Source organism: Candidatus Izemoplasma sp. (assembly GCA_036172455.1).
Taxonomy (GTDB): Bacteria; Bacillota_I; Bacilli_A; order Izemoplasmatales; family Izemoplasmataceae; genus JAIPGF01.
The window spans coordinates 435,158-461,569 of record JAXKVY010000002.1; the positions used below are offsets into that span (position 1 = coordinate 435,158).

Sequence of the window (26,412 nt, forward strand, 5' to 3'; positions counted from 1 at the left end):
AAATAGTCAAATGATTTTCGCGATTATTACATAAAATCCTTTGTCGCGCGTCACGATACGTACATCGTTGAATATACTGTTCAGTTTTTTTATTGCGGATTTTGCACCATGTTTTTTATGCATCACAATGACAAATTTACCACCTGGGTTCAAATGCTCTTTGGTTTGTTCGAACAATCGATAAACAACACGTTTACCAGCATGAATTGGCGGGTTTAAAACTACCATATCATAACTTCTGTTAATATTCTCATAACCATCAGATTGCCATATTTTTTGTGATAGATTGTTTAATGTCAGATTATCTTTTGTCAGTGCAACAGCACGTTCATTGATATCAACCATGTCAACATCAACATGAAACTTCTTTGTAAGATAGATGCCAATGATACCACTCCCACATCCTAAATCTAACACATGGGATGAATCATCAACTTCTATTGTATTTAAAAGAATTTGTGTGCCTAAATCCAAGTACCCTTTATTGAATACACCATGATCAGTGTAGACCGTAATTGGGATGTGATTGATATCAAAAGTAACTTGCTTACGGTTACTTTTGACATCTGTATCGTTTGAAAAATAATGTGGCATTCTACCAACTCCTTATTTTTCTACCATAATAGGCAAAAAACCTGAGTTAAAACTCAGGTCATTTGTTTACATGTTGTTATTTAACTGTAACAGTTGCTCCAACTTCTTCTAATTGTTCTTTAATTTCGTTAGCTTCTTCAGGGCTAATTTCTTCTTTAATTGGTGCAGGTGCACTATCAACTAAAGCTTTTGCTTCTTTTAATCCTAAACCAGTAATTCCACGTACTGCTTTGATAACTGGAATTTTCTTAGCACCGAAATCTTCTAAGATTACAGATACTTCGGTAGGTCCTTGGTCTGCTTCAGCAGGTCCTGCAGCAGCTACAGCTACAGCACTTGGGTCAACACCAAATTCTTCTTTCATTAAGTCAACTAAGTCTTTTAATTCTAATAGCGTTTTTTCTTTTAACGCTTCAATGATTTCTTTGTTTTCTAAAGCCATTTTTCATTCCTCCTATTTATGCTTCTTCAGTTTCAGTTTCTTGTTCCTTGGTCATAAGATCAAGGGCGATTGCAATTTCTTTGATTGGTTGTAAGATTCCCGATGCAATCATAGTCAATAGTTCTTCTCTTGATGGGATTGTTGCGATCTTTTGGATGTTTTCGTGATCCATGTACTCACCATCAACAACACCAACTTTTAATTCTAATGCTTCATTATCTTTTGCAAATTCATAGATGACTTTTGCTGCTGAGACACTATCAGCGTTACTAAATGCAATAGCATTAGGTCCTGTTAATACATCCGCAACATTTTTGTAGCCAGCCATTTCTGTTGCTCGTCTTGAAATGTTATTTTTAATAACAGCCATTTCACAATCATTTTCGAGTAACGCCACACGTAACTTTGTTACCTGCTCAACAGTTAACCCACTGTAATCAACGATGACAAAACTATTGGCATTTTCCAAACGTTCTTTTAACGACTCGACTTGTTGTTTCTTCTTCTCAATTGCTTTTTGTGACACGCTTCCACCTCCATGAAATGTGATCCAAACAAAAACCTCTTATGTCATAGACAAAAGAGGTATAAATATCTTATAACTCGTTTCTCTCGTTAGGATATTAAGCTTTATAAATAAAGCACCTAAGTCTTCGACATAACGTTTCTATTTGATTGTTATTTGCTTACTTATTTTATTACAAAATGGTATCTTTGTCAACTTTGATACCAGGACCCATTGTCGATGCGACAGCTACATTTTGAATGTACACACCTTTAACGGTAGCAGGGCGTAATTTTACGATAGTATCATACATTGCTTTAAAGTTTTCTAGGATTTGATCAACGCTAAATGATACTTTCCCTAATGTAACATGAATGTTACCAACTTTATCAACGCGGTACTCTACTTTACCTGCTTTGATTTCTTCTACTGCTTTAGCAACGTCCATTGTGACAGTACCGGTTTTTGGATTAGGCATTAATCCTTTTGGTCCAAGTACACGACCAAGACGACCGATTTTACTCATCATATCCGGTGTTGCGACTACTGTATCAAAATCCATCCATCCTTTTTGGATTTTTTGGATATATTCATCTTCACCTACATAATCTGCGCCAGCTTCTTCAGCTTCTTTAGCTTTATCCCCTGTCGCAAATACTAATACACGTTTAGTTTTACCTGTCCCGTGTGGTAAGACGATTGCTCCGCGTAAATTTTGATCTGCTTTTCTTGTGTCTAGATTTAAACGCATTGCAAGTTCTACAGATGCATCAAATCCTTCAAAAGAAATTTCTTTAAGTAGATTAATTGCTTCCCGTGCATCATATGCTTTTTCTTCTACACGTTCACTAGCAGCTAAGAATTTTTTTCCTTTTTTCGCCATTTTCTTTACCTCCTAAATGTGGTCTAACGGAAACTCCTCCCACAAATAGTTGTAGATTTATGTTACAACTAAATGTTTAATCTTCGATTAGGATTCCCATGTTTCTTGCGGTACCAGCTACAATATTCATTGCTGCCTCAATATCATTTGCGTTCAAATCAGGCATTTTTACTTCTGCAATTTCTTTTAATTGTGCTTTTGTTACAGTACCAGCTTTTTCAGTTAATTGATCACCTGCACCTTTTTCAATACCAGCTGCTTTTTTAAGTAAATAACTTGCTGGTGGTGTTTTGGTGATGAATTTAAACGTTCTGTCTTCAAATACAGTGATTTCAACAGGAATTAAATCCCCCATTTGCTCCTTAGTTTCATTGTTGAATTTTGTACAAAATTCTTGAATGTTAACACCTGCTTGTCCTAATGCTGGACCGACTGGCGGCGCTGGGTTAGCTCTACCTGCTGGGATTTGTAATTTTACAACGGTTTTTACATCTTTTTTAGCCACGAAAGACACCTCCTCTTGCTTCGTGATGTGGTCATTGGACGATTAATCCTTCCACTCAAAAAATAGCATGCCATAATCCATGCCATGCTATTTTACTATATTTATTAGTTCATTGTCAAGTCTTAATCTATATTTTTTCAATATCATCAAATGACAGTTCGACAGGTGTTTGGCGACCGAACATATCCACCAACACTTTAAGTTCGCGTTTCTCTTCGTCAATCTCATCAACTTTACCAACTTGATTAGCAAATGGCCCCGTAATAACTTTGACGCTCTCGCCAACTTCTACATCGATTGTAGGTACTTCCATAAGCCCACATTTCTTCAAGATTGGATTGATTTCTTCAGGTGGTAATGGAACAGGTTTAGTACCGCCACCGCTTGAACCTAAAAATCCAGTAACACCAGGTGTATTACGGACCACAAACCATGAATCATCAGTTACAACCAATTCAATGAATACATAACCAGGGAAAATCTTAACCATTTTTTCTTTGGTAGTCCCATCTGCTTTTTTCTCAATACGTACTTCCTCAGGAATCACGACTTGGAAAATTTTATCTTCCATCTGCATTGATTCCATCCGACGTTCAAGATTTACCTTCACTGAATTTTCATAACCAGAATAGGTTTGTACAACATACCATTGACGTTCTGGTTGATTACTCATTGTTTTACACTCCTAAAGTGCGAATCCACTCAAACAATGGACGAAGTCCAAAATCTGCTAAGACGAAGAATAATGAAATGATAATAATAAATCCAAATACTCTTGCGCTGTGGTTTAAGATCATATCGCGACCAGGCCAGCTTACTTTACGCATTTCAGCAAAACTTGGTACGAAGAATGGCCAGATTGCCATTAAGAATGAGATTGCACCAATAATTATAACAAAGATACTGAAGATTGTTATTTTATATGGTTCATTGAAGATCCATAAATCAGTATATCTGATGGTTAACTCTCTTCCTTCAATTAAGTAAACACCTAATACAAGTACTAATATCCCTAAAACGCCTAATAATACGCGTTCGAATGGATATTCTTTCTTTAAAATCTCTAAGACTTTATTCGGTTTTAAATCTGTCGGTTTTTTTGCCATTTTTATTCTCTCCTATTTGCTTTCCTTGTGGAGTGTGTGTTTTCCACAATGTTTGCAATATTTTTTCGTTTCAAATCGTTCTTTATCTTCTTTTTTCTTTTGTATACTGTAATTTCTCGATAAACACTCAGTACAAATTAAGATAACTTTTTGTCTCATAATACCAACTCTCTTGCAAATATATAATTTAGCAAAATAATGCGACTTTGTCAAGTCACATCCCAAAATGTGCTTTTATTTTTTGTTTTGCTCGATAGACTGAATTGTACACCACTTTTTCTGGGATTTCTAGTCTTTTGCAAATATAATCTACGCTATAATTTTTTATTTCCTTTAATATATAAATACTAAATTCACGATTTGTCAAGATATTTTCTATTTCTTTTTTATACAAATCATAATAAACACTCTTATCTTGGGTATGATGATTGTGTTCAAAAATATAGTCGACATTCTCATAAAATATCTCGGTTCGTCTGACTTGCTTATTAATATATGTTATATACATGCGATCTAAGTTCTGTTCAAAATAGCGTGTGAATGTCTTATTATAAGAGGTATCATAAGTTAAGATACTTTTATGAAGCATCATGTAGGCTTCTTGAACCATGTCGTCATACATGTACGCTAGGTTATAATATCCTATCTTTTTCGAAATTAACGGCGAGTATTTCTCAAACATAAGTTCTAAGGCATCATTGTTTCCCTCACGGATTTGGTCGATGATCTTAAAATCATTATGTTTGTAAATCGTCATACTGCCTCCTTATTTATTATGTTTTTTGTGGTATATTTCTTGCATAATGATACCCGCTGAGACACTGGCATTTAAACTATTCACATGTCCCCCCATCGGGATATTAACAATAAAGTCACAATTTTTCTTTACAAGACGGCTCATCCCTTTACCCTCACTTCCAATAACAACACATAGATTCATATCAACATCTAATTGTTGGATAGTTTGCTTGGCTTCCATGTCAGTTCCTGCAATCCAGAACCCAGAATCCTTCAATGTTTTAATGGTATTGTTTAGGTTTGTCACTTGGACAACATCCACATATTCTATAGCGCCTGTAGAAACTTTTATAACGGTGTCTGTTAAATGCACACTGCGGTGTTTTGGAACAATCACAGCGTCCACATCAAATGCATCGGCACTTCTTAAAATAGCGCCTAAATTATGAGGGTCTTCTAACCCATCTAACATGATAATGACCTTATTCTCTTTTTGTTTACTTAAGACATGCTCTAAAGCAAGCATTCTATAGTCTTCAACTTCTGCGAGTATATTTTGGTGGACACGATCATACAATCCTTCTAACTCATCTTTCCGTTTATACTCTATTTGAATACCAGCCTTTTGAGCCATGTTAATAACATCATTACGATTGTTTTCAAGGGTATACAGTCTATAAATTTTTCGCTTTGCCTTGATGGCTTCGCGAATGACATTTAATCCTGTGATTTTGGTTGCCATTTTATCACTTCCTACGATTTTTATTGTAACACACATTCAATACTTTTCCTATTGAAAAAAGGAGAAAGTTATTGTACTGAAAGCGTTTTACGTGTATAATGGATAAGTGAATTTTGAGGTGAGTTTATGGATAATTATCAAGCAATGAGAATCTTAAATGCAAATATTACTAAAACCATGGGATGTACTGATATTGGTGTTGTTGGATACATCGCTTCAATCGGGGCTTATGCACTGAGAAACAAGACCATCAAAAGCATTCATTTAATCATGAGTGAAGAGCTTTATAAAAACAGTGTTAATGTCGGTGTCCCTGGACTTCGTAAGAGTGGTCTTGAAGAAGCCCTTGCGCTCGGCATTTTATTAAAAGACCCTAAAAAACAACTCAGTGTCTTTGAGAGTGTTACAGATGATGATATTGGCGAAGTTCAATCCCTTTTAGAGGCTATTGACGTTACGATTGAACATCGCGCCTTCGACGATACCGTCCTTTATGAAGAGCTCACAATGACATCTCATGAAGGCGACACTATGAAAATTATTATTAAAGATGCCTATGACAATGTCATTAAAGTCGTTAGAAATAAAGAGGCGTTAAAGGAATTCGAACGCACCGCCTTATTGGAACGCGTAAACAAATATACTATTGATAATTATGACGAAATACTAACTTATGTCCACAAAAATAACTTTGATGGTTTAGACGAACTGTTCGAGACTGCTAAAAACCAGTATGAAAACGCCCGTAAAGCAATTAAAGAAGAAAAAGGGAATTATCTAAGTGAAGATATAAAAGGTCCACAGCGCCAATGCCTATATGATTTAAGTAATTTCTTACGCAAACATATCACTGTCCCTTCTCGTAAACGGATGCTGGGTGATATTTATACAGTCTATGGTGTTGCTGGCAGTGGTAACTTAGGTATTGGAACCTTAATTACACCGATGTTTCTTTCCGATGTTTTCGAATTAGATGATTCACAAACCAAGCAACTTGTGGTCTTATCATTTCTAACAAGCGTCTATGTCAAACAACAAATGAGTGTTGTGACAGTCCTATGCGGCACAGGACATGCGACTGGGTGTAGTGCTGCTGCAGTTACCGCATTCTTAAAAGATGGTAGCGACCAACAAATCAAAGATGCCATCAACTTATATTTATCATCTTCAATGGGATATGTTTGTGATGGTGCTAAATTATCCTGCACGTACAAAGTATCCTTTGCCGCCATGAACGGTATGATTGCTGGCAAAATGTCTCTTGATCATCCTGGCACATGTGATGGTACTGGTCTTAATAATCAAGATTTAGATAAAACAATTGCTAATCTTGGGAAACTAAATAACGAAATTTTAAAGGGTGCAAATAAAGGAATCATTGAGTTAATTTAATCCATATCAAAAAAAGATATCAACTGTTCAAAAGTTGATATCTTTTAATTTAATTGTGTTTTCTAGAAAATACCTAATCCAAATGCAGCTGCGAAGACTAATGAAATAGTTGTCATTAATTTGATCAAAATATCAATTGATGGTCCAGCAGTATCTTTAAATGGATCCCCTACAGTATCTCCTGTGACACTTGCTTTATGGGCAATACTCCCTTTACCACCGAACTCGCCGGTTTCAATCAGTTTTTTCGCATTGTCCCAAGCACCACCAGCATTAGCCATAAAAATGGCTAACATAATTCCGGTTGCTAATGTCCCAGCAAGCAGGCCTCCAAGCACTTCTGCCCCAAATAAGAAACCAACGGTTAGTGGTGTCATAATTGCAAGTAATGCTGGTACTACCATTTCTCTTAGCGCTGCAGCTGTAGATATTTCAACACATCGTGCATAATCAGGTTTATCTTTACCCTCTAAAATACCTGGTATCTCACGAAATTGTCGTCTGACTTCTTCGATCATTTTATTCGCTGCTTTACCCACTGATTTAATAACCATTGATGAGAAGAAGAAAGCAAGCATCGCACCAACAATTAAACCAGCCATAACCTCTGGTGTTGCAATATCAATTACCGCTAAATTAGCTTTGCGGATGAAAGCACTAAATAGAGCTATAGATGTCATCGCTGCAGATCCTATCGCAAACCCTTTTTCAATCGCCGCAGTCGTATTACCCACTGAGTCAAGCTGATCGGTAATGGCTCTGACACGTTTATCAAGTCCACTCATTTCAGCAATTCCACCTGCGTTATCAGCAATTGGTCCATACGCATCGACACTAATGGTAATTCCTGCTGTTGATAACATACCGACTGCGCCAAGTCCAACACCAAATAGTCCGCCAACTAAATAAGATGATACAATTCCTATGGCTAAGATAATAATAGGAATTAATGTAGACTCCATTCCCGTAGAAATCCCAGCAATAATATTGGTCGCGTGACCTGTTTCTGATTGTTTCGCGATATTCACAACGTGTTTATATTCTGCTGCAGTATAATATTCGGATACAAGTCCAATCAATACGCCAACTGATAATCCAATAATAATACTAATAAACGGTGCATAAACAAAGGCAAAGTTTCTAATATTCATAAAAATCCCACTAGGATCAGTATATAATGTAGAATTAATTGTGTCTTTAAAAATAAAGTTAGTGATAAAGGTAAATAGAATAAATAGTCCAGCACTCACATAAGTCCCCATTTTCAATGCTTTAAATGGGCTTTTTCCTTCTTTACCTTTTACAAAGAACGAGCCAATAATAGAAGATAACACACCACTAAAAGCAACGGTCGTAACGAATAGAATACCATTCATTCTTTCTGCTGATGTAAAGATTAAAGCTGCAATGGTAGCCGCCCCAATAACACTTGATACATACGACTCTAATAAGTCACTTCCCATACCAGCTACATCACCAACATTGTCACCAACGTTATCTGCGATAACGGCTGGATTACGTGGATCATCTTCTGGAATTTCGGCTTCAATTTTTCCAACAAGGTCAGCCGCAACATCGGCTGCTTTGGTGTAAATTCCCCCACCAACACGACCGAATAATGCAATCGATGAGGCTCCCAAACTATAGCCAGCTGCGTAGGTAATTGCTTCGTATGGATCAAGTCCAAATGCAAATGATAAGGCAAGTACAATGAACAGCCCTAAGAGGCCAAATCCAACAACACTCATTCCCATGACACTTCCACCTTTAAACGCAACATCAAGCGCTTTAATAATGCCACTTTCTTCTGCGGCAGTGGTTGTACGTGAGTTTGCATGAGTTGCACTTTTCATTCCGACATATCCAGCCAATAAACTAAAAAGTGACCCTAAAACAAATGCTAAAGATGTTCCAAGAGCGTAAAACAGATCAGAATACTGTGTTTGTTCAACCACAATGTTACTATTACTGTTTTCGGTTAATCCAGAAATGTGATCATATCCAAAATAAAAACCAACAAAGATAACGATAGAAGCAATTACAATATAAGAAAAGATTACCTTATATTCACTTCTTAGGAACGCGTGTGCTCCTTCTTTAATGTAAGAGCTAATTTCTTTAACACGGTCCTTACCTTCATTGAAACCTAAAATTGTTCTGTACAAATAAAAAGCATAGCCTAATGCGGCAATTGATATTAAAATTCCTAATGATAAAAATAACACTGTATTCATGTAATTCCCTCCGTTTCATATGTATTATTATACTTGGTTTATGAAAGTATTGTCAAGAAGTCATCCGACTAATCTTTTATATTAAAACACTCTTTATAACCTTTAAAAAAAATGCACCACTATTGGTGCATTGTTTACCTTAATTAAGTACCATAATAATCAATCCATTTTAAGCTGAATGATATTGGCTTAAAAAATGGTTCAATCAACCAACATTGTACATGATATGACGCACTTGCATTAAGACATCGTCTAGGTTTGTCAATGTCTCATAAAGAGGGTTTTTTCATATAAGAACATGCTATCATGATCAAAAAATTACTTACCCGTCGTTTTACATCTATTAAAAAGTGATTTATATCAGCTTTATCTAGATTTTTTTTAGCCTTTTCTTCTAATTCTGGGAAGTAGATAGCTTGATTATATGGTTGTTTGAAAGGCTTTTTCTTTAATCGGAACCAAAAATAAGATCCCATTAATGCATGATATATTTCTTGCCATACATAATGTCCATCCAGCTCTTTCTTTAATAATTGATCATGCGTTTTATCAATGACCTGTTCCAGCATGTCTAATGCGAGGAAGTATTGTTTTTCTAATTGCTGAATTACATATCACCTCAGACAAAGTATATCATAAAAAAACACATGAATCCGACGTCATTCATGTGTTAAACACTTTATCTAATAAAGCATCAATACGGTCCATTTTATGCGATAAATGTAAATATCCTAACAGCGCTTCAAATCCTGTGGCAGTTTGGTAATCTACACGCGACATATTTGTCGGTTTTCTTGAGGTAGCGTTACGTCCTTTTTTGAAGATTCTTATTTCTTCTTCTGTCAACGTATCTTCAATATCTCGATAGGCTTTTGCTTGACCTATGGCACTCGTATACTTAGTTGCGGCTTGGTGTAAATGCTCAACTTTTTCAATACCACTATTTAATAAATGGATCCGTACTTTTTGTTCAAAAACAGCGTCTCCTATATAAGCTAATGTTACGCCATTATAAGTCATTATAAAATACCTTTTTCTTGTAACTCTGAACGGATTTTGTCTGCTTTTTCAAAATCTTTATCCTGACGGGCATGTTCCCAGTCGCGGTAAAGTTGTTTATCATCTTTAGGCATTGGGCTAAGTCCTGGCCGCAAGGCAAAGACACTAAATATCTCATCCATAACTTCTAACACCGAACGTAATAATTCTAAATCATCTGTTTGACGGATAAACTGGTTAGCTAACTTAACAAGTTCTTGTAATACTGTAATAGCGTTTGGCGTATTAAAGTCATGATCCATTGCCGTTAGAAAATCATTGTAAAGTTCTAATAGCTTAGGATGAATTTTGCCTGATCCTTGCAACATATCACCTAAATCTAGTTTTACATAGATTTGTTTGTACACACGCATAATTTTATCCCATTCAGTTTGATATGTCTCTAAGACATCTTCGGTATATTGAATTGGACTTCTATAATGGGTTGACAGGGTAAATAATCGAAAGACATTCGGGTCTATGTCTAAATCTTTGACTAAGATGACGTTCCCCTCACTTTTACTCATTTTCCCTTCCCCAATGTTTAATAATCCGTTATGCATCCAATAGTTTGCGATGGTGTGATTATTTAAAACTAACGATTGGGCTATTTCATTTTCATGATGCGGAAACATTAATCCACTCCCACCACCATGAATATCTATTTTTTCACCAAATACATCATCAATCATCGCCACACATTCGGTATGCCATCCTGGTCTACCTTCTCCAAATGGCGCATCAAATGTGATTCCTACATCTGTTTTTTTCCATAAGGTAAAATCAAGAGGATTTTCTTTCTTCTCATTAACATGAATTCTCGCACCAGTCTCTAAATCTTCGATTCTCTGATTGGATAAGTATCCATAATCACGTGCTCTATCAACTCTAAAATAGACATCTCCATCCACTTGATAAGCAAAGCCTTTATCAATCATTTGTTGGATATAATCAATGATGTGATCCATATATTCTGTGACACGTGGTTTTATATAGTCAGTTTTAGAATGAACTTTTTCAACATCCTTTAAAAAAGCATCGATGAAGTGGTTCGTGATTTCTTTTTCTGTTTTTTCTAATTCAATCGCTTTGGTAATTATTTTATCATCAACGTCTGTGAAGTTAGATACATATTTCACGTCATAGCCGCGATGTTCAAAATAGCGTCTAACTGTATCAAAAAAGATAACAGGCCGCGCATTTCCTATATGAATATAATTATATACCGTTGGACCACACACATACATGTTCACTTGACCTTTATGGATTGGCTCAAACTCTTCTAACTGATTGGTATAAGAATTAAATATCTTCATCGCTTTCACTCCTTTATATTTGCAAGTATAAGTTTACCCCTTTTTGTAAGCTTTGTCAATTAAAGCATAAGCACAAAAAAACAGGAGCTTAGCTCCTGTTTGTTAATTCTTATTAAAGTTTTACAACGTTTGCTGCTTGAGGACCTCTGTCTCCTTCAACAACTTCGAATTCAACCTCTTGTCCTTCGTCTAAACTCTTGAACCCTTCAGCTTGAATTGCGCTGTAGTGAACAAAGATATCTAAACCTTCTTCAGATGTAATGAATCCATAACCTTTTTCAGAATTAAACCATTTTACAGTACCTGTCATTAAAATAAATCTCCTTTTCTTTCTTTTGTTTCTATCATTATTATATAATAGATTATTATGAAATGCAAATGCTTTTACGTAAATAGGTCACACTTTGGCGCATAACTCTATAATGTAGTAATGTTACTAACCTGTTTTTGGTCTTCATTTTCTTGTCTTTTTATCGCGATATAGACAAAATATGTATAAAAAACAGGAACAACCGCTATCATCAGAAGTTTCAGGGCGGTGTAGGTAAAGTAAGATGCTCGTAGACCAAGTGTTCTATAGATACTACGCCGAATAAATGTATCAACAACAGGAATCTGTAAGAACATCATTATAAGTATGATGATACAGGTCACTCTAACTGTTTGATTACTTTCATAATGAAAATACGTAATAACGTTTATCAATGCATAGAGAATTATCCCTATCCATAACACTGTGAACATAGTTCCAATGATCATTAAGAATGAATTATTTATATTTAACATGGTAAAATTATACTGCCCAGTAACAAGCATCATTAAGGCCTCTAATGCGATGAGTCCTAAAATAGCGCTATAAGCATATAGAATCTTTTTGCCAGATTCACGGATATAACCAAACTGAACGATTGTGAATGGAAAAACAAGTCGAACCGCAACAGTGATTAAGATAATTAGACCTGTTATGCGATTAAACACCTCTAAACTAGAAATTCTGCGAAATCCGAAAGCTAAAATACTATTCGGAACTAGTACACCTAATTCGAGCATAATGAATACTATTAATGGAATAATTATTTCTTTTTTCATATCGTCACCTCATTAGAGCATCTATTGACTTCTATTATGGGAATCATTTATCCACTTACAGTCAACAAAGATGTATGCGGAAAGACAATACAGTAGTACTGATAAGATTTCCATAAATATCCATACATCAAGTAAAACAAGATTAAAGCTATAGGATACTTAAGTATATCGCTCTTTATTTTATTACTTTATCCAATCTTTCTAAAACTGAATCTTTACCCAGTAAAGCGAGTGCTTTAGGTAAATCTGGTCCATGCATCTGTGCAGTGGTTGCGATTCGTAAAGGCATATATAACATTTTACCTTTTGCGCCAGATTCTTTTTGTGTGAGTTTGATTAACTCTTTTATTGTATTTGGGTCAAAACTTTCTGCTTTTGTGATTAACTTTTTGAATACTGTTAACGTCTCATTAACGCCTTCTTGTTCTAAAAACTCTACCATTTCTTGATCAAGTTCAAATGGTTGATTAAAGAATTCGTCATATAAGGTTACAATTTCTCTCCCGTAACTCATACGATCTTGTAACATCGTAACAAGTTGTTCAATCCATTCACTATCTTTTTCTTGAGCAATCCCAGCATCAATTAAATGCGGCATACATAGTTCGACAGCATCTTCAGCATTTAATTTCTTTATATATCGGTTATTAATGAAGGCTAATTTTTCTGTATCAAACTTGGCAGGTGATGTAGATAACCGTTTTTCATCAAACATTTGAATTAATTGTTGTTTATTTAAAATTTCTTTTTTTCCTTGAGGCGACCATCCCAACAATGAAATAAAATTAAATAAAGCATCCGGTAAATAGCCAAGTTCTTGATACTGTCCAATGTATTGGATAATTGAGTGATCACGCTTTGATAACTTTTTATTGTTTTCATTAACGATTAAAGTCATATGGCCAAAGATTGGAATATCCCAATCAAAGGCGCGGTAAATCATCATTTGTTTTGGGGTGTTAGTAATATGATCTTCTCCTCTTAATACATGACTTATTTTCATGAGGTGGTCATCAATAACACAGGCAAAATTATAGGTTGGTATTCCATTTTGTTTAACCATTACCCAGTCACCAATATCCTCACTTTGAAAGGTAACCTCACCTTTAACAAGATCATTAAATGTATAGCTTTCATCGTCAGGCACTTTGAATCTTAGTGTATATGGGAGATCCTTCTCTTCCTCTAGATAAAGACATTTTCGTGAATAGTGCAATTTATCTTTACCGGCTTTAATCATTTGTTCACGTTCTTCTGCAAGTTCTTCTGCAGTACAATAACATTTATAAGCAAGACCACGTTCTAACAATTCTTCTGCGAACTGCTTATAAATATCAAGTCTTTCTAATTGACGATACGGCCCATATCCACCATCTTGGTCAATCGATTCGTCCCAATCGATTCCTAGCCATTTTAAATACTTAAGTTGCGACTCTAATCCACCTTCTACATTTCTAGCGGTATCCGTATCTTCTATCCGGACAATAAAATTTCCTTTATGATGTTTAGCAAATAAATAATTAAACAGTGCTGTTCTAGCATTTCCTATATGCAAGTGTCCTGTAGGACTTGGCGCATATCTTACGCGTACATTTTTCATATTATCGACTCCTTAGTGCGTTAAAAATATTATAGTATAGTTATACCCTTTTTACAACCTAATCATTAAAAAAACACAACGTGGGATGTTGTGTTTTTTGTTGGCAATAAATATTAACGTTTACTGAATTGTGGAGAACGACGTGCTTTTTTAAGACCGTATTTTTTACGTTCTTTAACACGCGGATCACGTGTAATTAAGCCCGCTACTTTTAAGGTTTTACGGTAATCAGGGTTTACTTCAAGTAATGCGCGTGTAAGTCCATGACGGATTGCTCCGGCTTGTCCTGAAATTCCGCCACCTTTAACGTTTACCTCGATGTCAAAAGTCTTCATGTTTTCAGTCAGTGCGAGTGGTTGTTCAACATCTAAACGTACAGCTGCAGATGGAATATAATCATCAAAACGACGATTGTTGATAATGAATTTACCAGTTCCAGGCGTTAACATAACACGTGCAACAGAGCGTTTTCTACGTCCTGTTCCTCTATATACTACTTCTTTAGCCATGTTTATTCCTCCTAACCTTTCAATTCATACGCAACAGGTTGTTGCGCTGCATGCTTATGCTCGTTCCCAGCATAAACAAATAGTTTTTTACCAACTTGACGTCCTAATTTACCTTTCGGTAACATACCTTTAACAGCATGCTCAACAATACGTTCAGGGAACGTGTTGTTTAAATCACGAGCCGTAGGTTGTTTTAATCCACCTGGATAACGAGAATGTCTGTAATATTTCTTTTGATCCCATTTGTTTCCAGTCAGTTCAACGTCTTTTGCATTAATTACAATAACGTAATCTCCGCAATCTACATGTGGTGTAAATGTTGGTTTGTGTTTTCCACGAAGTAATGTTGCGACTTCTGTCGCTAAACGACCAACGCGTTTACCTTTCGCATCAACAACAAGCCAACGACGCTTGATATTGTCTTTATTTGCCATAAATGTTTTCATAACTAGCCTCCAATAATTTTATTGTGGGCGTGGGTGTAAATGTACCGGTCTATATAATATAGTATTTCCCTGAGTTTGTCAACTTATTTTACTTGTTGATTTCTTGTTTTTTATAACATTTTTGTTTTTCTGAGTACCCATAAAACGCCCGGACTTAACACCAAAATAATCCCAAATATAATAAGATAAAAATTCGGTCCTATGTAAAAGTGATCTTGTGGATATGTATGTGTATCTAATTCAAATGTCTCTGACGTGACATCGTAATAATAATAGACATTTCCACCACTTAAAGTGTCATTTGCTTCAAGTAAGTCAGCGACATTTTTCTCATCTGATATAGCAACTGTTCTACCCTCTTGATCATAGGCAATGATCTTATAAGATGCAATATTTTGATTGGGCAGATCATAAAATCGCGCATGGCATTCACTGATTTCTACAGAGGCATTTGGGTAATAAGCCGAGTAACTCATATATCCTGTATTGTTTAAATATTCTAGATGAGTAATATCTGTGACATGCATGAAGTTTTGTGTGTTAATCTCTGTATTAAGTGTATACACCGATTCATCGATCAACAAATCAAAATAAATCCTCTTCTCACAGTCATCTGTCGCGACTGTGACTGGTGAATACACAAATGCAACATCCGCGCTAACCGATTGAACAATAAACAACATACCTAAAATAACACTAGTAAATAATCGTTTCATCGATTCACCCTTCCATTTTATTGTTAGCCTTAAATACAAACTTATGCATCTTGGTTGTTATCCATTTCCATATCATATAATACGGCACGATTACGACCTGTTTCTTTGGCATAATAAAGAGCTTTATCTGCTTCATGTATTAATGAATCAATCGTACTTTCTTCAGTGTACTCAGTCACACCAAGTGATACCGTAATATTGATGTTCGCAATATTTGAGTTTTCAATAAGATGTTTCAATTGTTTAGCTTTCTTAAGCGCTTTATCTTTTGGTGTGTTGACTAACACAATAATAAATTCCTCGCCACCAAATCTAGCAATGATATCTTCTTGACGAATATGATTATCAATTGTATTCACAAGGTTTTCAAGGACCTCATCACCTTTTAAGTGTCCATAAGTATCATTAATGTCTTTAAATAAATCAATATCTAACAAAAGCATACTAAATGGGTTTCCTGTCCGTTTTGTTCGAGCAATTTCATTTTCTAAAAATTGATCTAAATAGCGTCTATTATAACTCCCTGTTAAAGGGTCGTGTTGACTAATGTTTTTTAACCGTCTGCGACCAATATCAATCACTAAAATAAACGCAAAAGAACTCCATACAAAGAGCGTTGCGCCGATGGCATATGAAATATAGCGCATTTGAAGCTGGGCAAATATGTTACCTGAATAGGTACTTATGAAATATCCTATCTCATTTCCTTCGATATTTTCTATTGGAATAAAGACAAAATCATAGTTTGATCCTTCATGTTCACCATTGATATATTTTTCTTCATATGTAGTTAAGTCCAGTCGACTTTGACTGATATCACCCAATCTTTATTGAAAAGGTAATCCGGCAATACATTAAAATCAGACTCTTCAAAATATCGTCTTTCAACATAATACTCATCAGAGAAACTCATTGTGTAATCATTAAATACATCCGCATCAATATACTCATCAATTAAGCGTTTCAACAATGACCATATAGTCTTTGTTATCAAACCGATGTGATAGTTCTTGTAAAGTTTCTGTAACGGAGATACTAAAATCTACTGTCCCAATATGCTCACCTTGATAAGTTAGGGGAAAGAGAAAATGATACTGATTACTGGTATCTCGCATTTCAAAACCTGAAATAAAAGAGGCTTCTTGATTCACATATTCAACACTATACCGATCTGTCTTTTCACCATATATACTAGGTTCATGCATTTGTAAAAACAGTGTCCCGTCAGGTAAATAAAAGCTAAATTGATCAATATTATAGGTCTCCATAACAGTAAAGTCCGGTAAGTAATAATCATACAATTCATCCCGGATGGCATTTCTTGTATTTTCGTTTCCCTTCACTGCTTCATTATATCGAAATAAGATGCTCTCATCGAGAATTAAATCCTGATAGTAATAGTGTGTGAATTCTTCATAATGATCGATTCTTCCATTTAATTGAATTGATAATTCATCGTATGCATTATCAAAATAGCATCTCTATCTTGTTTGTATCCAAGAATAATAAATGCCAACATAATCCCATATACAATAATAAAGATTCCAACAATAATGATGACTCTTTTTTTATTGCGCATGACTATGGTTCACCTCATTTTGAGAAAAACGCCAACTTTTGTCGGCGTTTGTGTGGATTGTTTTTATGAAATTTTATCGCCTTTGTCAAGTTCGTTAACAGTTAAGACTTCTAATAATTGCTTATTCTTCCCTGCAAGAATCATTCCTTCACTCAGTTCCCCTCTTAATTTTACTGGTTTCAGATTTTTAATAACGACAACTTTTTTACCCGTAAATTCCTCAGCGCTATAGTATGGTTTAATCCCTGAGACAATTTGTCTAACACGATCACCAGTATCAATTTGACTTACTAATAATCGATCAGCGTTCGGATGGGGCTTACTTGATACTACTTTCCCTACAACTATGTCTAATTTCGTGAAGTCTTCAATTGTTGCATAGTCTACTTGTTGTTTTGTTTTAGTGTTCTTCTCTTTTGGGGCAACGGGTTGTTTTTTAGGAGGTGTTAACATATTTTTGATGTATGTTTCTTCTTCCGCTTGATCAAGTCTCGGAAAGATTGGTACAGGCTTATCTGTGACGTGAACATCTGTTAATTGCCCAAACGCTAAACTTTCCCATGTTTGATAGTTATCATCAATATTAAGTTGTTCAAACAATGCATCTGATGCCTTTAATAAGATAGGTTTCAATAAAATACCAATGATTCTAATACTTTCAACCAAGGTATATAGGCAACCATTAAGTGCCGCTTGCTTCTCTTCATCTCTTGATAATATCCATGGTTCAGTTTCATCAATATACTTATTGGTTCTTGAGACTAATGTCCATACTGTCTTAATCGCATCACTAATATCAAGTTTCTCCATTGACTGTTCATAAGACTGAATTGTTTGTGCAATCATTGCCTTCAAGTCGGCGTCAACTTCAAAGAAACTCTTTGTCGGTTTTGTTAGTTTCGAATCAAAATATTTATTTATCATTGTAATTGTTCTGTTCACAAGATTTCCAAAATCATTGGCTAAGTCATAATTGATTCTAGCCACAAAATCTTCTGGTGTAAACACACCATCTCCCGAATAAGGAATCTCCCGCAATAAGTAATATCTGACAGGATCTAATCCATATCGTTCGATAAGTTGATTTGGATAGACAACTTTACCTTTTGATTTACTCATTTTACCATCTTTCATCATATACCATCCATGGGCATATAATTTAAAGGTAACGTCAATCCCTAATGCTTTTAACATAATTGGCCAATAAATGGCATGAAATCTTAATATATCTTTTCCAACTACATGGACTACTTCATCACCATGCCAGTATTTTTGGAATTTATCATCATTATCACTACCATATCCTAAGGCAGTAATATAATTGCTTAAAGCATCAATCCAAACATAAATAACATGTTCAGGATTACTTTTTACTGATACGCCCCAGTCAAAGCTTGTGCGTGATACGCTTAGGTCTTGCAAACCTGACTCAATAAAACGTACAACCTCATTTTTACGTGATTCTGGGGTGATGAAGTCTGGGTGTTCATCGATATAGTCTAATAACCAATCTTGGTACTTAGACAGTTTTAAAAAGTATGATTCTTCTTTGACAAGTTTTGTTTTACGTCCACAATCTGGGCAAATATGTCCCTCTTCTAATTGGGTTTCAGTAAAGAAAGATTCATCATGAATACAATAGTATCCTTCATAATGTCCTAAGTAAATGTCTCCTTGTTTTAACAAAGTGTCAAATATTTGGGCCACAACCGTTTCATGACGTTCTTCAGTCGTCCGAATAAAATCATCATACTCAATATCTAAAACATCCCATAATTTTTTTGTTTCATCGGCAATATAATCAACATGTTCTTGTGGGCTGATTCCTCGTTCATTTGCGACTGTCTCCACTTTTTGTCCATGTTCATCCATACCCGTTAAATACCATGTATCAAATCCACGCATCTTTTTATAGCGTGCCATTGTATCACATAGCACAGTCGTATAGGAATTACCGATATGTAATTTCCCACTTGGATAATAAATTGGGGTTGTTATATAAAATGTTTTACTCATATGAATCACTCCTAGTATCTTGTTTTCATTATATATGTTCATGTATTTTTTTCAACTTATGTCATTATGTTTTATGGTATAACTGGTACACATCATTTTTTGGTAAATCATGACGTTTTGCAATGACCTTGATCGCTTCTTTTGATGAAACACCCTGATCAATCAAAGCGTACACTTCATCTAAAAGATTCACCTCTTGATCCTTTGGTTCATCTTGAAAGCCTTCTAAGATAAGTACAAGTTCCCCTTTTAGTGGTGGGAGGTCTTGAAGTTCTTTTAAAGTACCACTGATTGTCTCTTCATAGCGTTTCGTGAGTTCACGGGCTATAACAACTTTCCGGTCTCCAAAGACATGATAAAGCGTTTCTAATGTACTGTTTATGCGATGAGGACTTTCGTAGAAGATTAATGTATAGGGTTCTTTTCTTAATCCTTCACATGCGGTTTTTAGTTTACTTGATTTTGTTGGTAAAAAGCCATAAAAGATAAATGGATGTGTCGGTAAGGCACTCACACTTAATCCGGTTAAAAAGGCACTTGGGCCAGGAATACTGACAACAACAAACCCACTTTCTTTGACAAGATTAACAACACTATATCCAGGATCGCTAATTAAAGGTGTCCCTGCATCACTAATGAGGGCTATGGATAAGCCTGATCTTAAGTCGTTTAATATATGGTGCTGTTTCGTGGTTTTATTATGATCATGATAACTATCTAAAGGTTTATCAATTTGATAGTGTTCAAGCAACGTACGTGACGTTCTTGTATCTTCACAATATATTTTATCGACCGACTTCAGTGTGTTGATTGCCCGAAAAGTCATATCGTCTAAATTACCAATTGGTGTTGCGACAAGATATAAAGTAGCACGATCACTCTCAAAATGTTTAGTCCGTTTCATGTGAATCCTCTTTTCCAAAATTAAAGATTCGATTAATCTCATCGGTATATCCTTTATCATTATGCACATAAAGTGGTTCTAATAATGATAGTTCAGCATTTGAGTTATTTACAGCCTCGATTAAGACCATATTACTCTCTTTACCTTTTTTCGGGTAGACAAACCGCATACGTTTTATGCCAAACTGATGGCGGTTCAAGGTATCTAATATCTCTAGTAAACGTTTGGTCCGGTGAACCATGTATAACGAGCCTTTGGTTTTTAATAACCGTTTAGCCTCATAGACGATATCTTCTAAAGTCACCTTCACTTCATGTCTAGCGATAGTTTTAAATGTTGATTCGTTGATATGAGAAGATGCCTTGTATTTAAAGAATGGTGGATTACAGGTCACAATATCAAACTGGCTATTCTCAAATGCTTGATGAATCTGATTAATGTCTTTGTGTAAAACAGTTATTTGATGCGTTAACTGATTCAACTCAACACTTCTTTTTGCCAAATCCACAGCAGCTTCTTGTATGTCAACAGCGGTGATGTGCGCATCTGTTTTCAATGTCAAAAATAACGGGATAGGCGCATTACCTGTCCCTAAATCTATAATTTCTTTGGTTTTTGTTAAGGGAATGACAAAATCAGCTAGGAGGGTAGAGTCCAAGCTGAAATTAAACACATCAGGACGTTGTATAATTTTTAAATGCTCATATCCAAGTAACTCGTGAATGACCTCTTCTGACTTATTCCTCGTAGCCATTTGAATCATCACCATCAAACTCTTTAATTGTGACTAACTCTTCAAGTTCATAACTTTTAACGCCATCTTCTTGTGTTAAAACTCGAACCGATTGGTTGATGACATTAACAGCAATCACTTTGGCATATCCATCCACAGTTTCTACTTCACTACCAACTTTTGGCAATGTTTTTTTATACTCGTTATAGGTCTCATTCTCATAGCGAATACAACATAATAATTTGCCACAAAGTCCTGAAATATTATTAGGATTTAGTGATAGATTTTGATTTTTGGCCATTCGAATAGATACGGTTTCAAAATCGCCTAAAAATGTTGTACAACACAATAAGTATCCACATGGTCCGATGCCACCTAAGAATTTAGCACCATCCCGTGTTCCTACTTGTCGCAATTCAATGCGTAAATGGAACTCGTTTGCTAGGTCTTTAACTAACTCACGAAAATCAACGCGACCTTCTGCGTTGAAATAAATGATTAATTTGCTGCGGTCTAAGGTGTATTCAGCGCCAAGCAGTTTCATTTCTAACTGATTATTATTGACATGTACTTGTGTGCGTTCTATCACACCTTTAATGTCTTTTTCATTTTGATAGTGATCCATCAAATCTTTATTGGTCGCTTTTCTTAAGATTGGTTTTAATGTAGAAATTATTTCTGAGTCTGCAATTTCTTTTTGTTCTTCAATAACTTCTCCAAGCTCTATCCCACGAACTGTTTCTACCACGACTTTGTCGTATTGTTCTAACTCAATATTATTAGGATCAAAATAATACTTTTTACCTACCGGTTTAAACCGGATTCCGACAACGGTATTTGCCATATTATTCACTTCTTTCTAATTCATAAAGTAGGTTATCATATGCTAAACGTTGATTGATGTATCGATCTAATCGAGAAGATACATCAAGCATATGTTCTAATTCTTCTATACGTCTGTTTTTAGTTTTTTGTTGACTTAAGTCTGACATTAAATCAAGATGTGCTTGATAGACTAAGTGTGTCATATCTCCTTCAAAATAATGTAGTATATCTTTGTGGAATAAAACCATGCATTGCATAAAGAGTTTTGATAATGTATTATCATACAAAATAAAATCTCCTTGATCATGAAATAACATCATAGCAGATTGTTGTGAATCAACAATTGCTCTATAAATATCAGGCACAAAATCAATGATTTCTTCAAATCCATCGATACTGGCAATCTCTTGTGCTTCATTAACGCTACTTGTTAAATGACTCAATATACTAGCTTTGTGTTTTTCATAGCCAATATCTGTTAACTCTTGTTTAACCACATTGGCAGATAATGAAGTGAAAGATACAATTTGTGTTCTTGAGATAATTGTTGGCAATAAGGCATTAATATTCGTTGTTGTTAAGATACCAACAATATTATCGTGTGGTTCTTCTAAAAACTTTAATAATGAGTTAGCGGCACTCACTTGTATCTTATCAATATCCTTTATAATATAGACTTTTTTTCCAGGTTCAATTGAAGTCTTTGAAAATTCTATTTGGAGATCAATAATCTGTTGTTTACGAATTGTTGTCTTTTGCGACTCAACAATATACATATTGGGATGTGTATGATGCATAATACGTCGACAATTGTGACATGTTAGACAAGGCTTATTATCATTTTCGGACTGACATAATAACATTTGAGCAAAATAAATAGCTGTTTCAAACTGTTTTGCCCCAACAGCACCTTCAAAAAGGTACGCATGGCTTAAGCGTCCTTTTTTTACACTATTTTCAAGCAACTTAATAACTCGCCCTTGTGATTCTTTTATTGCATCAAATGCCATAACATACTCCTTAAAGTATTATAATACAGTTTTAATAATCTGCAAAGTATCTTCAATTACAGATTCGATTGGGTTTTCTCCATTGACCACATAAAATCGTTCTTGATATTTTTTAGCTAATATTTGATAACCTTCATATACCTTTTTATGGAACGCTAACGTTTCCAAATCTAAACGGTCAATTTTGCGTTGGTTATTAAAAACCCGCTTTAAACCGACTTCTGGTTTAACATCAATAAAGATTGTTGCATCAGGTAAAGTTTGATTAATGGCAAAAGCATTTATATCATAAACTTGATCAATACCTAATTCTCTAGCATGTCCTTGATAAGCTAAAGATGAATCGATAAACCGATCGCATAAAATCACTTTATTGTCCTTTAAAGCCGGCAATATTTTTTGATGAAAGTGTTGGGCTCTTGATGCTGCGAATAATAACGCTTCAGCCCGACTGTCCATTTCTGTATTCTCTTTAGATAGAATGATATCACGAATCTGTTCTGCAATTTTGATACCACCTGGTTCTCTTGTTACTAGTATATCATATCCATCGGCTCTTAAAAATGCTTCGATGGCTTTTATAACTGATGTTTTTCCAGATCCTTCAGGACCTTCAAATGTAATAAATACTCCGCTCATGCTTATCACTCCTAATTACAACGTTTATTATCGCACATTTTTTACAAATTTTAAATAACCTTTTACTATATTAATACATCTTTTATGTTATAATAAAAGGTAGAAATTTCATAAGGGTTGGTTAGTATGCGTTTAGCAGTACAAAATCTAACATTTGGTTATGATTACCGTACAGTCTTAAAAGATGTATCTTTTAGGCTAAATACCGGTGATTTTTTGGTTATCATCGGTAATAATGGTAGTGGTAAATCTACATTAATCAAATGTATTTTAGGGATTAACAAAGTAGCACATAATCAGATATTGATTGATGATGTAGATGTTAATCAATATAAAAATTTCAAGAATATTGGGTATGTCCCACAAAAATTCGATGATTTTAATTACGAATTTCCAATTACCGTTAATGAAATACTAAACGCTTCTAGTTATTCTAACATTTCCGAAGATGAAAAACTAGAGCTTTTAGATAAAATCGGGATTCTCGAATTGCAAAATGAAAATATCAATAACCTTTCAGGGGGACAGTTACAACGCGTCTTTATCGTACGTAGTTTGATGAACAATCCGAAATTATTAATCCTTGATGAACCAACAGTTGGAGTCGATCGCAAAAATGTCAAAAATTTCTATAAGACGGTTAATCAATTAAATGACGAAGGTATTACAATAATATTAATTACGCACAATATCAAAGAAGCAAATGCGCATTTTACTCATGTGCTTTCATTACATAATGGCGAGGGAATTTTTAAGCCTGTTAATGAGGAGGATGAGAACAATGATGCTAGCTGATCAAGCATTTATATTTGCCTTGTTTGAATATCCTTTCTTGCGTTACGCTTTAGCTACAGGTTTAATTATGGGATTTATCACACCTATGATTGGATCATTTGTTGTAATAAGACGGTTGAGTTTTATCGCCGATACGCTTTCGCACTTTAGTTTAGCTGGACTTTCAATTGGAATCTTTTTAATAAACACTTTAGGATATACATTCATATCTGATCCACTTTATCTAGCGATTATCGCCAGTATTATTGGCGCTTTCATTATTGAGATACTACGTGGTTACTATCAAAACTATAAAGAAATTAGCATGCCGATTGTATTGAGTTTAGGAACCGCTTTGAGTGTTTTATTTATCTCATTAAGTGGTGGATTTAATACAAGTATTTATAACTTTTTATTCGGTAGTATTTTAACCGTTGGTGATCGTTATTTATCAATTATCATCGGTACTGCTTTACTTGTCATAATTCTCGTACTTGTTTATTATAAACAAATCGTCATTGTTAGCTTTGATGAACTGTATGCGCGCTTACTGGGTATTAAAATTGGCATTTTCCAATTTATCTCTACATTTGTATTAGCGCTTGTCGTGTCATTATCTATCGCGACCGTAGGGGTATTACTAGTATCATCATTAATGATTATCCCTGTTGCTGCGGCGATGAAAATTGGCAAGAGCTTTAAAAATACAATTGTAATTGCCATTATATTTAGCGAGTTATCGATCATGGGTGGCTTATGGTTATCTTATGAACTCAATATTGCGAGTGGTGCTACAATCGTATTAATCAATATTTTTATCCTCTTTATTGTTGGTATTTTAAAACGATTCTACGTCAACAAAAGAATAAAGAATCGACAAGCGCAATCAATGCAAGAAACTAATTAAACCTATATATAAATGAAAAGAACTGAGGTGGAAAATCTCAGTTCTTTTCTGTATCTATTTAGGCAAACGATACACAGTAATATTCACCTGATGTGTGAAAAACAAAAGCGCATATTAATATGCGCTCGTTGTCCCCCTACGTGCATCTTCCAAAATCCACACACACCATGTTTCAATTACTACTTCTATTATATAAAACAATAAGCCATATTGAAATGACAAAAGTGTCACTAATTTTTGAGTTTTGTTAATTTTGTGTCAAGCAAAAGGTGGATAATACATAATTTTTTTAAATATACATTGAAATTGCTAGAAAAACAAGTATTACTAATATTACACGTTGAAATAATTGTTCGTTCATTTTATTACTTAAATGAACCCCAACTAAAAGCGCTAATGATGCAAAAAGAGTGAAATACGCTGTGTTTAGTAAAATATCTACCGTATACATCTGTTTTATGATTAAGAAAATAACCGCGATGATACCCATAACAAGAAAATGAAAAGCTAACGTGTTTTTAAATTTTATTTTATTAGCATTGACACTCGTTAGATAAAACACAACAGGTGGACCGTCAATGGATGCAATACCATTCCCTAGACCACTAAATAATCCAACAATAGTTTTATTCATTGTTGTTTCACTAAGTTTAAAATGTAAATGAAATAATCTATTAATAACAGCAAATAGGATCAAGGTTCCTGCAATTATTTTAATCCAATCTCCACCTAAGGATTCAAGTAATGTGAGTCCAATAAAGGTTCCTACAATACCCAATAACGATATTGGCCAAACATAAGATAGACTATGTGTTGAAAAGCCTTTATGTCTTACTAACAATAAAGTATTTAATACTACATTAAAAGTTAGCATCATAACAACTACTTCTTCAATGGGAATAAAATAAATTAGTAATGGGATTGTGACTAAACTGCTACCAAATCCTGAAATGCCTTTTACCAACCCTGCAAAAATAGCAATAACTGCAATTATAAGAAGTTCAACCATTAGCATTAACGCGCAAAATTGAGAGAAGTTTTACCCTCAATCACGCTAATCTCCTTACAAAAATCTTTCGACCCATATAGAACAAACGCTAATTCTTGTGAAGTCTTTGATCTGTGTATTTGTTTATCATTATTTGTCATATTATCTCCTCTTTCTAAAGT

At 34.7% G+C, this 26,412-nt stretch carries 34 protein-coding genes and 1 other annotated feature; of the genes, 3 read left to right on the top strand and 31 right to left on the bottom strand.

Annotated elements, in window-relative coordinates; genetic code table 11:
• Positions 1-6: 6 nt before the first annotated feature.
• The 10 genes from UMR38_04750 to rlmB form a co-directional block, all read right to left on the bottom strand.
• Complete coding sequence (locus tag UMR38_04750; GenBank protein MEC9485162.1) at positions 7-594, bottom strand: methyltransferase; 588 nt, start codon at positions 592-594, stop codon at positions 7-9.
• Positions 595-670: 76 nt separating this feature from the next.
• Complete coding sequence (rplL, locus tag UMR38_04755; GenBank protein ID MEC9485163.1) at positions 671-1,036, bottom strand: 50S ribosomal protein L7/L12; 366 nt, start codon at positions 1,034-1,036, stop codon at positions 671-673.
• Positions 1,037-1,052: 16 nt separating this feature from the next.
• Positions 1,053-1,562, bottom strand: a complete 510-nt coding sequence (gene rplJ, locus UMR38_04760) for a 50S ribosomal protein L10 (GenBank protein MEC9485164.1) — start codon at positions 1,560-1,562, stop codon at positions 1,053-1,055.
• A 20-nt stretch (positions 1,563-1,582) separates the two neighbouring features.
• Positions 1,583-1,711, bottom strand: a sequence feature (ribosomal protein L10 leader region).
• Positions 1,712-1,734: 23 nt separating this feature from the next.
• The gene (gene rplA / locus UMR38_04765; GenBank protein ID MEC9485165.1) at positions 1,735-2,424 is read right to left on the bottom strand and encodes a 50S ribosomal protein L1; all 690 of its coding nucleotides are present in this window, start codon (positions 2,422-2,424) and stop codon (positions 1,735-1,737) included.
• A gap of 76 nt (positions 2,425-2,500) precedes the next feature.
• A complete protein-coding gene (gene rplK / locus UMR38_04770) occupies positions 2,501-2,929 on the bottom strand; it encodes a 50S ribosomal protein L11 (GenBank protein ID MEC9485166.1) in 429 nt (142 codons plus the stop codon).
• A gap of 127 nt (positions 2,930-3,056) precedes the next feature.
• Positions 3,057-3,602, bottom strand: a complete 546-nt coding sequence (gene nusG / locus UMR38_04775) for a transcription termination/antitermination protein NusG (GenBank protein ID MEC9485167.1) — start codon at positions 3,600-3,602, stop codon at positions 3,057-3,059.
• 4 nt (positions 3,603-3,606) lie between these two features.
• The gene (gene secE / locus UMR38_04780) at positions 3,607-4,035 is read right to left on the bottom strand and encodes a preprotein translocase subunit SecE (protein ID MEC9485168.1); all 429 of its coding nucleotides are present in this window, start codon (positions 4,033-4,035) and stop codon (positions 3,607-3,609) included.
• 12 nt (positions 4,036-4,047) lie between these two features.
• Positions 4,048-4,194 carry a 50S ribosomal protein L33 gene (gene rpmG / locus UMR38_04785; protein MEC9485169.1) on the bottom strand — a complete coding sequence of 49 codons (147 nt, stop codon included), beginning with the start codon at positions 4,192-4,194 and terminating at the stop codon, positions 4,048-4,050.
• 55 nt (positions 4,195-4,249) lie between these two features.
• Positions 4,250-4,792, bottom strand: a complete 543-nt coding sequence (locus tag UMR38_04790) for a sigma-70 family RNA polymerase sigma factor (protein ID MEC9485170.1) — start codon at positions 4,790-4,792, stop codon at positions 4,250-4,252.
• Between the two features lie 9 nt (positions 4,793-4,801).
• A complete protein-coding gene (gene rlmB, locus UMR38_04795; protein ID MEC9485171.1) occupies positions 4,802-5,515 on the bottom strand; it encodes a 23S rRNA (guanosine(2251)-2'-O)-methyltransferase RlmB in 714 nt (237 codons plus the stop codon).
• A gap of 126 nt (positions 5,516-5,641) precedes the next feature.
• Here rlmB and UMR38_04800 point away from each other — a divergent pair, with 126 nt between their 5' ends.
• Entirely contained in the window at positions 5,642-6,907 is a 1,266-nt protein-coding gene (locus UMR38_04800; protein ID MEC9485172.1) for an L-serine ammonia-lyase, iron-sulfur-dependent, subunit alpha, read from the top strand.
• 62 nt (positions 6,908-6,969) lie between these two features.
• Here the strand turns inward: UMR38_04800 and UMR38_04805 are convergent, their stop codons facing one another.
• From UMR38_04805 to tmk, 20 genes are all read right to left on the bottom strand, one after another.
• Positions 6,970-9,141 (bottom strand): sodium-translocating pyrophosphatase, encoded by a 2,172-nt coding sequence (locus UMR38_04805; GenBank protein MEC9485173.1) that lies wholly within the window; start codon positions 9,139-9,141, stop codon positions 6,970-6,972.
• A 269-nt stretch (positions 9,142-9,410) separates the two neighbouring features.
• On the bottom strand, positions 9,411-9,710 hold the full coding sequence (locus UMR38_04810) for a hypothetical protein (protein MEC9485174.1): 300 nt from the start codon (positions 9,708-9,710) through the stop codon (positions 9,411-9,413).
• A gap of 94 nt (positions 9,711-9,804) precedes the next feature.
• The gene (locus UMR38_04815) at positions 9,805-10,161 is read right to left on the bottom strand and encodes a ribonuclease III domain-containing protein (protein ID MEC9485175.1); all 357 of its coding nucleotides are present in this window, start codon (positions 10,159-10,161) and stop codon (positions 9,805-9,807) included.
• Entirely contained in the window at positions 10,161-11,495 is a 1,335-nt protein-coding gene (gene cysS, locus UMR38_04820; protein MEC9485176.1) for a cysteine--tRNA ligase, read from the bottom strand. The genes UMR38_04815 and cysS overlap by 1 nt, the downstream gene beginning before the upstream one ends.
• A gap of 112 nt (positions 11,496-11,607) precedes the next feature.
• The gene (locus UMR38_04825; protein ID MEC9485177.1) at positions 11,608-11,805 is read right to left on the bottom strand and encodes a cold-shock protein; all 198 of its coding nucleotides are present in this window, start codon (positions 11,803-11,805) and stop codon (positions 11,608-11,610) included.
• A 107-nt stretch (positions 11,806-11,912) separates the two neighbouring features.
• A complete protein-coding gene (locus UMR38_04830) occupies positions 11,913-12,584 on the bottom strand; it encodes a hypothetical protein (GenBank protein MEC9485178.1) in 672 nt (223 codons plus the stop codon).
• A 175-nt stretch (positions 12,585-12,759) separates the two neighbouring features.
• Positions 12,760-14,184, bottom strand: coding sequence for a glutamate--tRNA ligase (gltX, locus tag UMR38_04835; protein ID MEC9485179.1), 1,425 nt, complete (start codon positions 14,182-14,184; stop codon positions 12,760-12,762).
• Positions 14,185-14,297: 113 nt separating this feature from the next.
• Positions 14,298-14,693, bottom strand: coding sequence for a 30S ribosomal protein S9 (rpsI, locus tag UMR38_04840; GenBank protein ID MEC9485180.1), 396 nt, complete (start codon positions 14,691-14,693; stop codon positions 14,298-14,300).
• Between the two features lie 11 nt (positions 14,694-14,704).
• Positions 14,705-15,139 (bottom strand): 50S ribosomal protein L13, encoded by a 435-nt coding sequence (rplM, locus tag UMR38_04845; protein ID MEC9485181.1) that lies wholly within the window; start codon positions 15,137-15,139, stop codon positions 14,705-14,707.
• Between the two features lie 110 nt (positions 15,140-15,249).
• Complete coding sequence (locus tag UMR38_04850) at positions 15,250-15,855, bottom strand: hypothetical protein (GenBank protein ID MEC9485182.1); 606 nt, start codon at positions 15,853-15,855, stop codon at positions 15,250-15,252.
• 41 nt (positions 15,856-15,896) lie between these two features.
• The gene (locus UMR38_04855) at positions 15,897-16,679 is read right to left on the bottom strand and encodes a GGDEF domain-containing protein (GenBank protein ID MEC9485183.1); all 783 of its coding nucleotides are present in this window, start codon (positions 16,677-16,679) and stop codon (positions 15,897-15,899) included.
• A complete protein-coding gene (locus UMR38_04860) occupies positions 16,646-16,822 on the bottom strand; it encodes a hypothetical protein (protein MEC9485184.1) in 177 nt (58 codons plus the stop codon). The genes UMR38_04855 and UMR38_04860 overlap by 34 nt, the downstream gene beginning before the upstream one ends.
• Complete coding sequence (locus UMR38_04865; GenBank protein MEC9485185.1) at positions 16,806-17,198, bottom strand: hypothetical protein; 393 nt, start codon at positions 17,196-17,198, stop codon at positions 16,806-16,808. Before UMR38_04865 ends, UMR38_04860 begins: the two co-directional genes overlap by 17 nt.
• 92 nt (positions 17,199-17,290) lie before the next feature.
• Positions 17,291-17,434 carry a hypothetical protein gene (locus UMR38_04870; GenBank protein ID MEC9485186.1) on the bottom strand — a complete coding sequence of 48 codons (144 nt, stop codon included), beginning with the start codon at positions 17,432-17,434 and terminating at the stop codon, positions 17,291-17,293.
• Between the two features lie 63 nt (positions 17,435-17,497).
• The gene (gene metG, locus UMR38_04875; GenBank protein MEC9485187.1) at positions 17,498-19,450 is read right to left on the bottom strand and encodes a methionine--tRNA ligase; all 1,953 of its coding nucleotides are present in this window, start codon (positions 19,448-19,450) and stop codon (positions 17,498-17,500) included.
• Between the two features lie 64 nt (positions 19,451-19,514).
• Positions 19,515-20,354 carry a 16S rRNA (cytidine(1402)-2'-O)-methyltransferase gene (gene rsmI, locus UMR38_04880; protein ID MEC9485188.1) on the bottom strand — a complete coding sequence of 280 codons (840 nt, stop codon included), beginning with the start codon at positions 20,352-20,354 and terminating at the stop codon, positions 19,515-19,517.
• A complete protein-coding gene (locus tag UMR38_04885) occupies positions 20,341-21,108 on the bottom strand; it encodes a tRNA1(Val) (adenine(37)-N6)-methyltransferase (GenBank protein ID MEC9485189.1) in 768 nt (255 codons plus the stop codon). Before UMR38_04885 ends, rsmI begins: the two co-directional genes overlap by 14 nt.
• Positions 21,092-21,931: a stage 0 sporulation family protein gene (locus tag UMR38_04890; protein MEC9485190.1), complete on the bottom strand. Its 840-nt coding sequence runs from the start codon at positions 21,929-21,931 to the stop codon at positions 21,092-21,094. The genes UMR38_04885 and UMR38_04890 overlap by 17 nt, the downstream gene beginning before the upstream one ends.
• Position 21,932: 1 nt before the next feature.
• A complete protein-coding gene (locus UMR38_04895) occupies positions 21,933-22,922 on the bottom strand; it encodes a hypothetical protein (protein ID MEC9485191.1) in 990 nt (329 codons plus the stop codon).
• A gap of 18 nt (positions 22,923-22,940) precedes the next feature.
• A complete protein-coding gene (gene tmk / locus UMR38_04900) occupies positions 22,941-23,561 on the bottom strand; it encodes a dTMP kinase (GenBank protein ID MEC9485192.1) in 621 nt (206 codons plus the stop codon).
• Positions 23,562-23,687: 126 nt separating this feature from the next.
• On the opposite strand from tmk, the gene UMR38_04905 reads away from it, so the two are divergent.
• Complete coding sequence (locus tag UMR38_04905; GenBank protein MEC9485193.1) at positions 23,688-24,356, top strand: ATP-binding cassette domain-containing protein; 669 nt, start codon at positions 23,688-23,690, stop codon at positions 24,354-24,356.
• Positions 24,343-25,242, top strand: coding sequence for a metal ABC transporter permease (locus UMR38_04910; GenBank protein MEC9485194.1), 900 nt, complete (start codon positions 24,343-24,345; stop codon positions 25,240-25,242). The genes UMR38_04905 and UMR38_04910 overlap by 14 nt, the downstream gene beginning before the upstream one ends.
• 289 nt (positions 25,243-25,531) lie before the next feature.
• On the opposite strand, the gene UMR38_04915 is transcribed toward UMR38_04910, so the two are convergent.
• Complete coding sequence (locus tag UMR38_04915) at positions 25,532-26,251, bottom strand: sulfite exporter TauE/SafE family protein (GenBank protein ID MEC9485195.1); 720 nt, start codon at positions 26,249-26,251, stop codon at positions 25,532-25,534.
• Positions 26,252-26,412 lie beyond the last annotated feature (161 nt).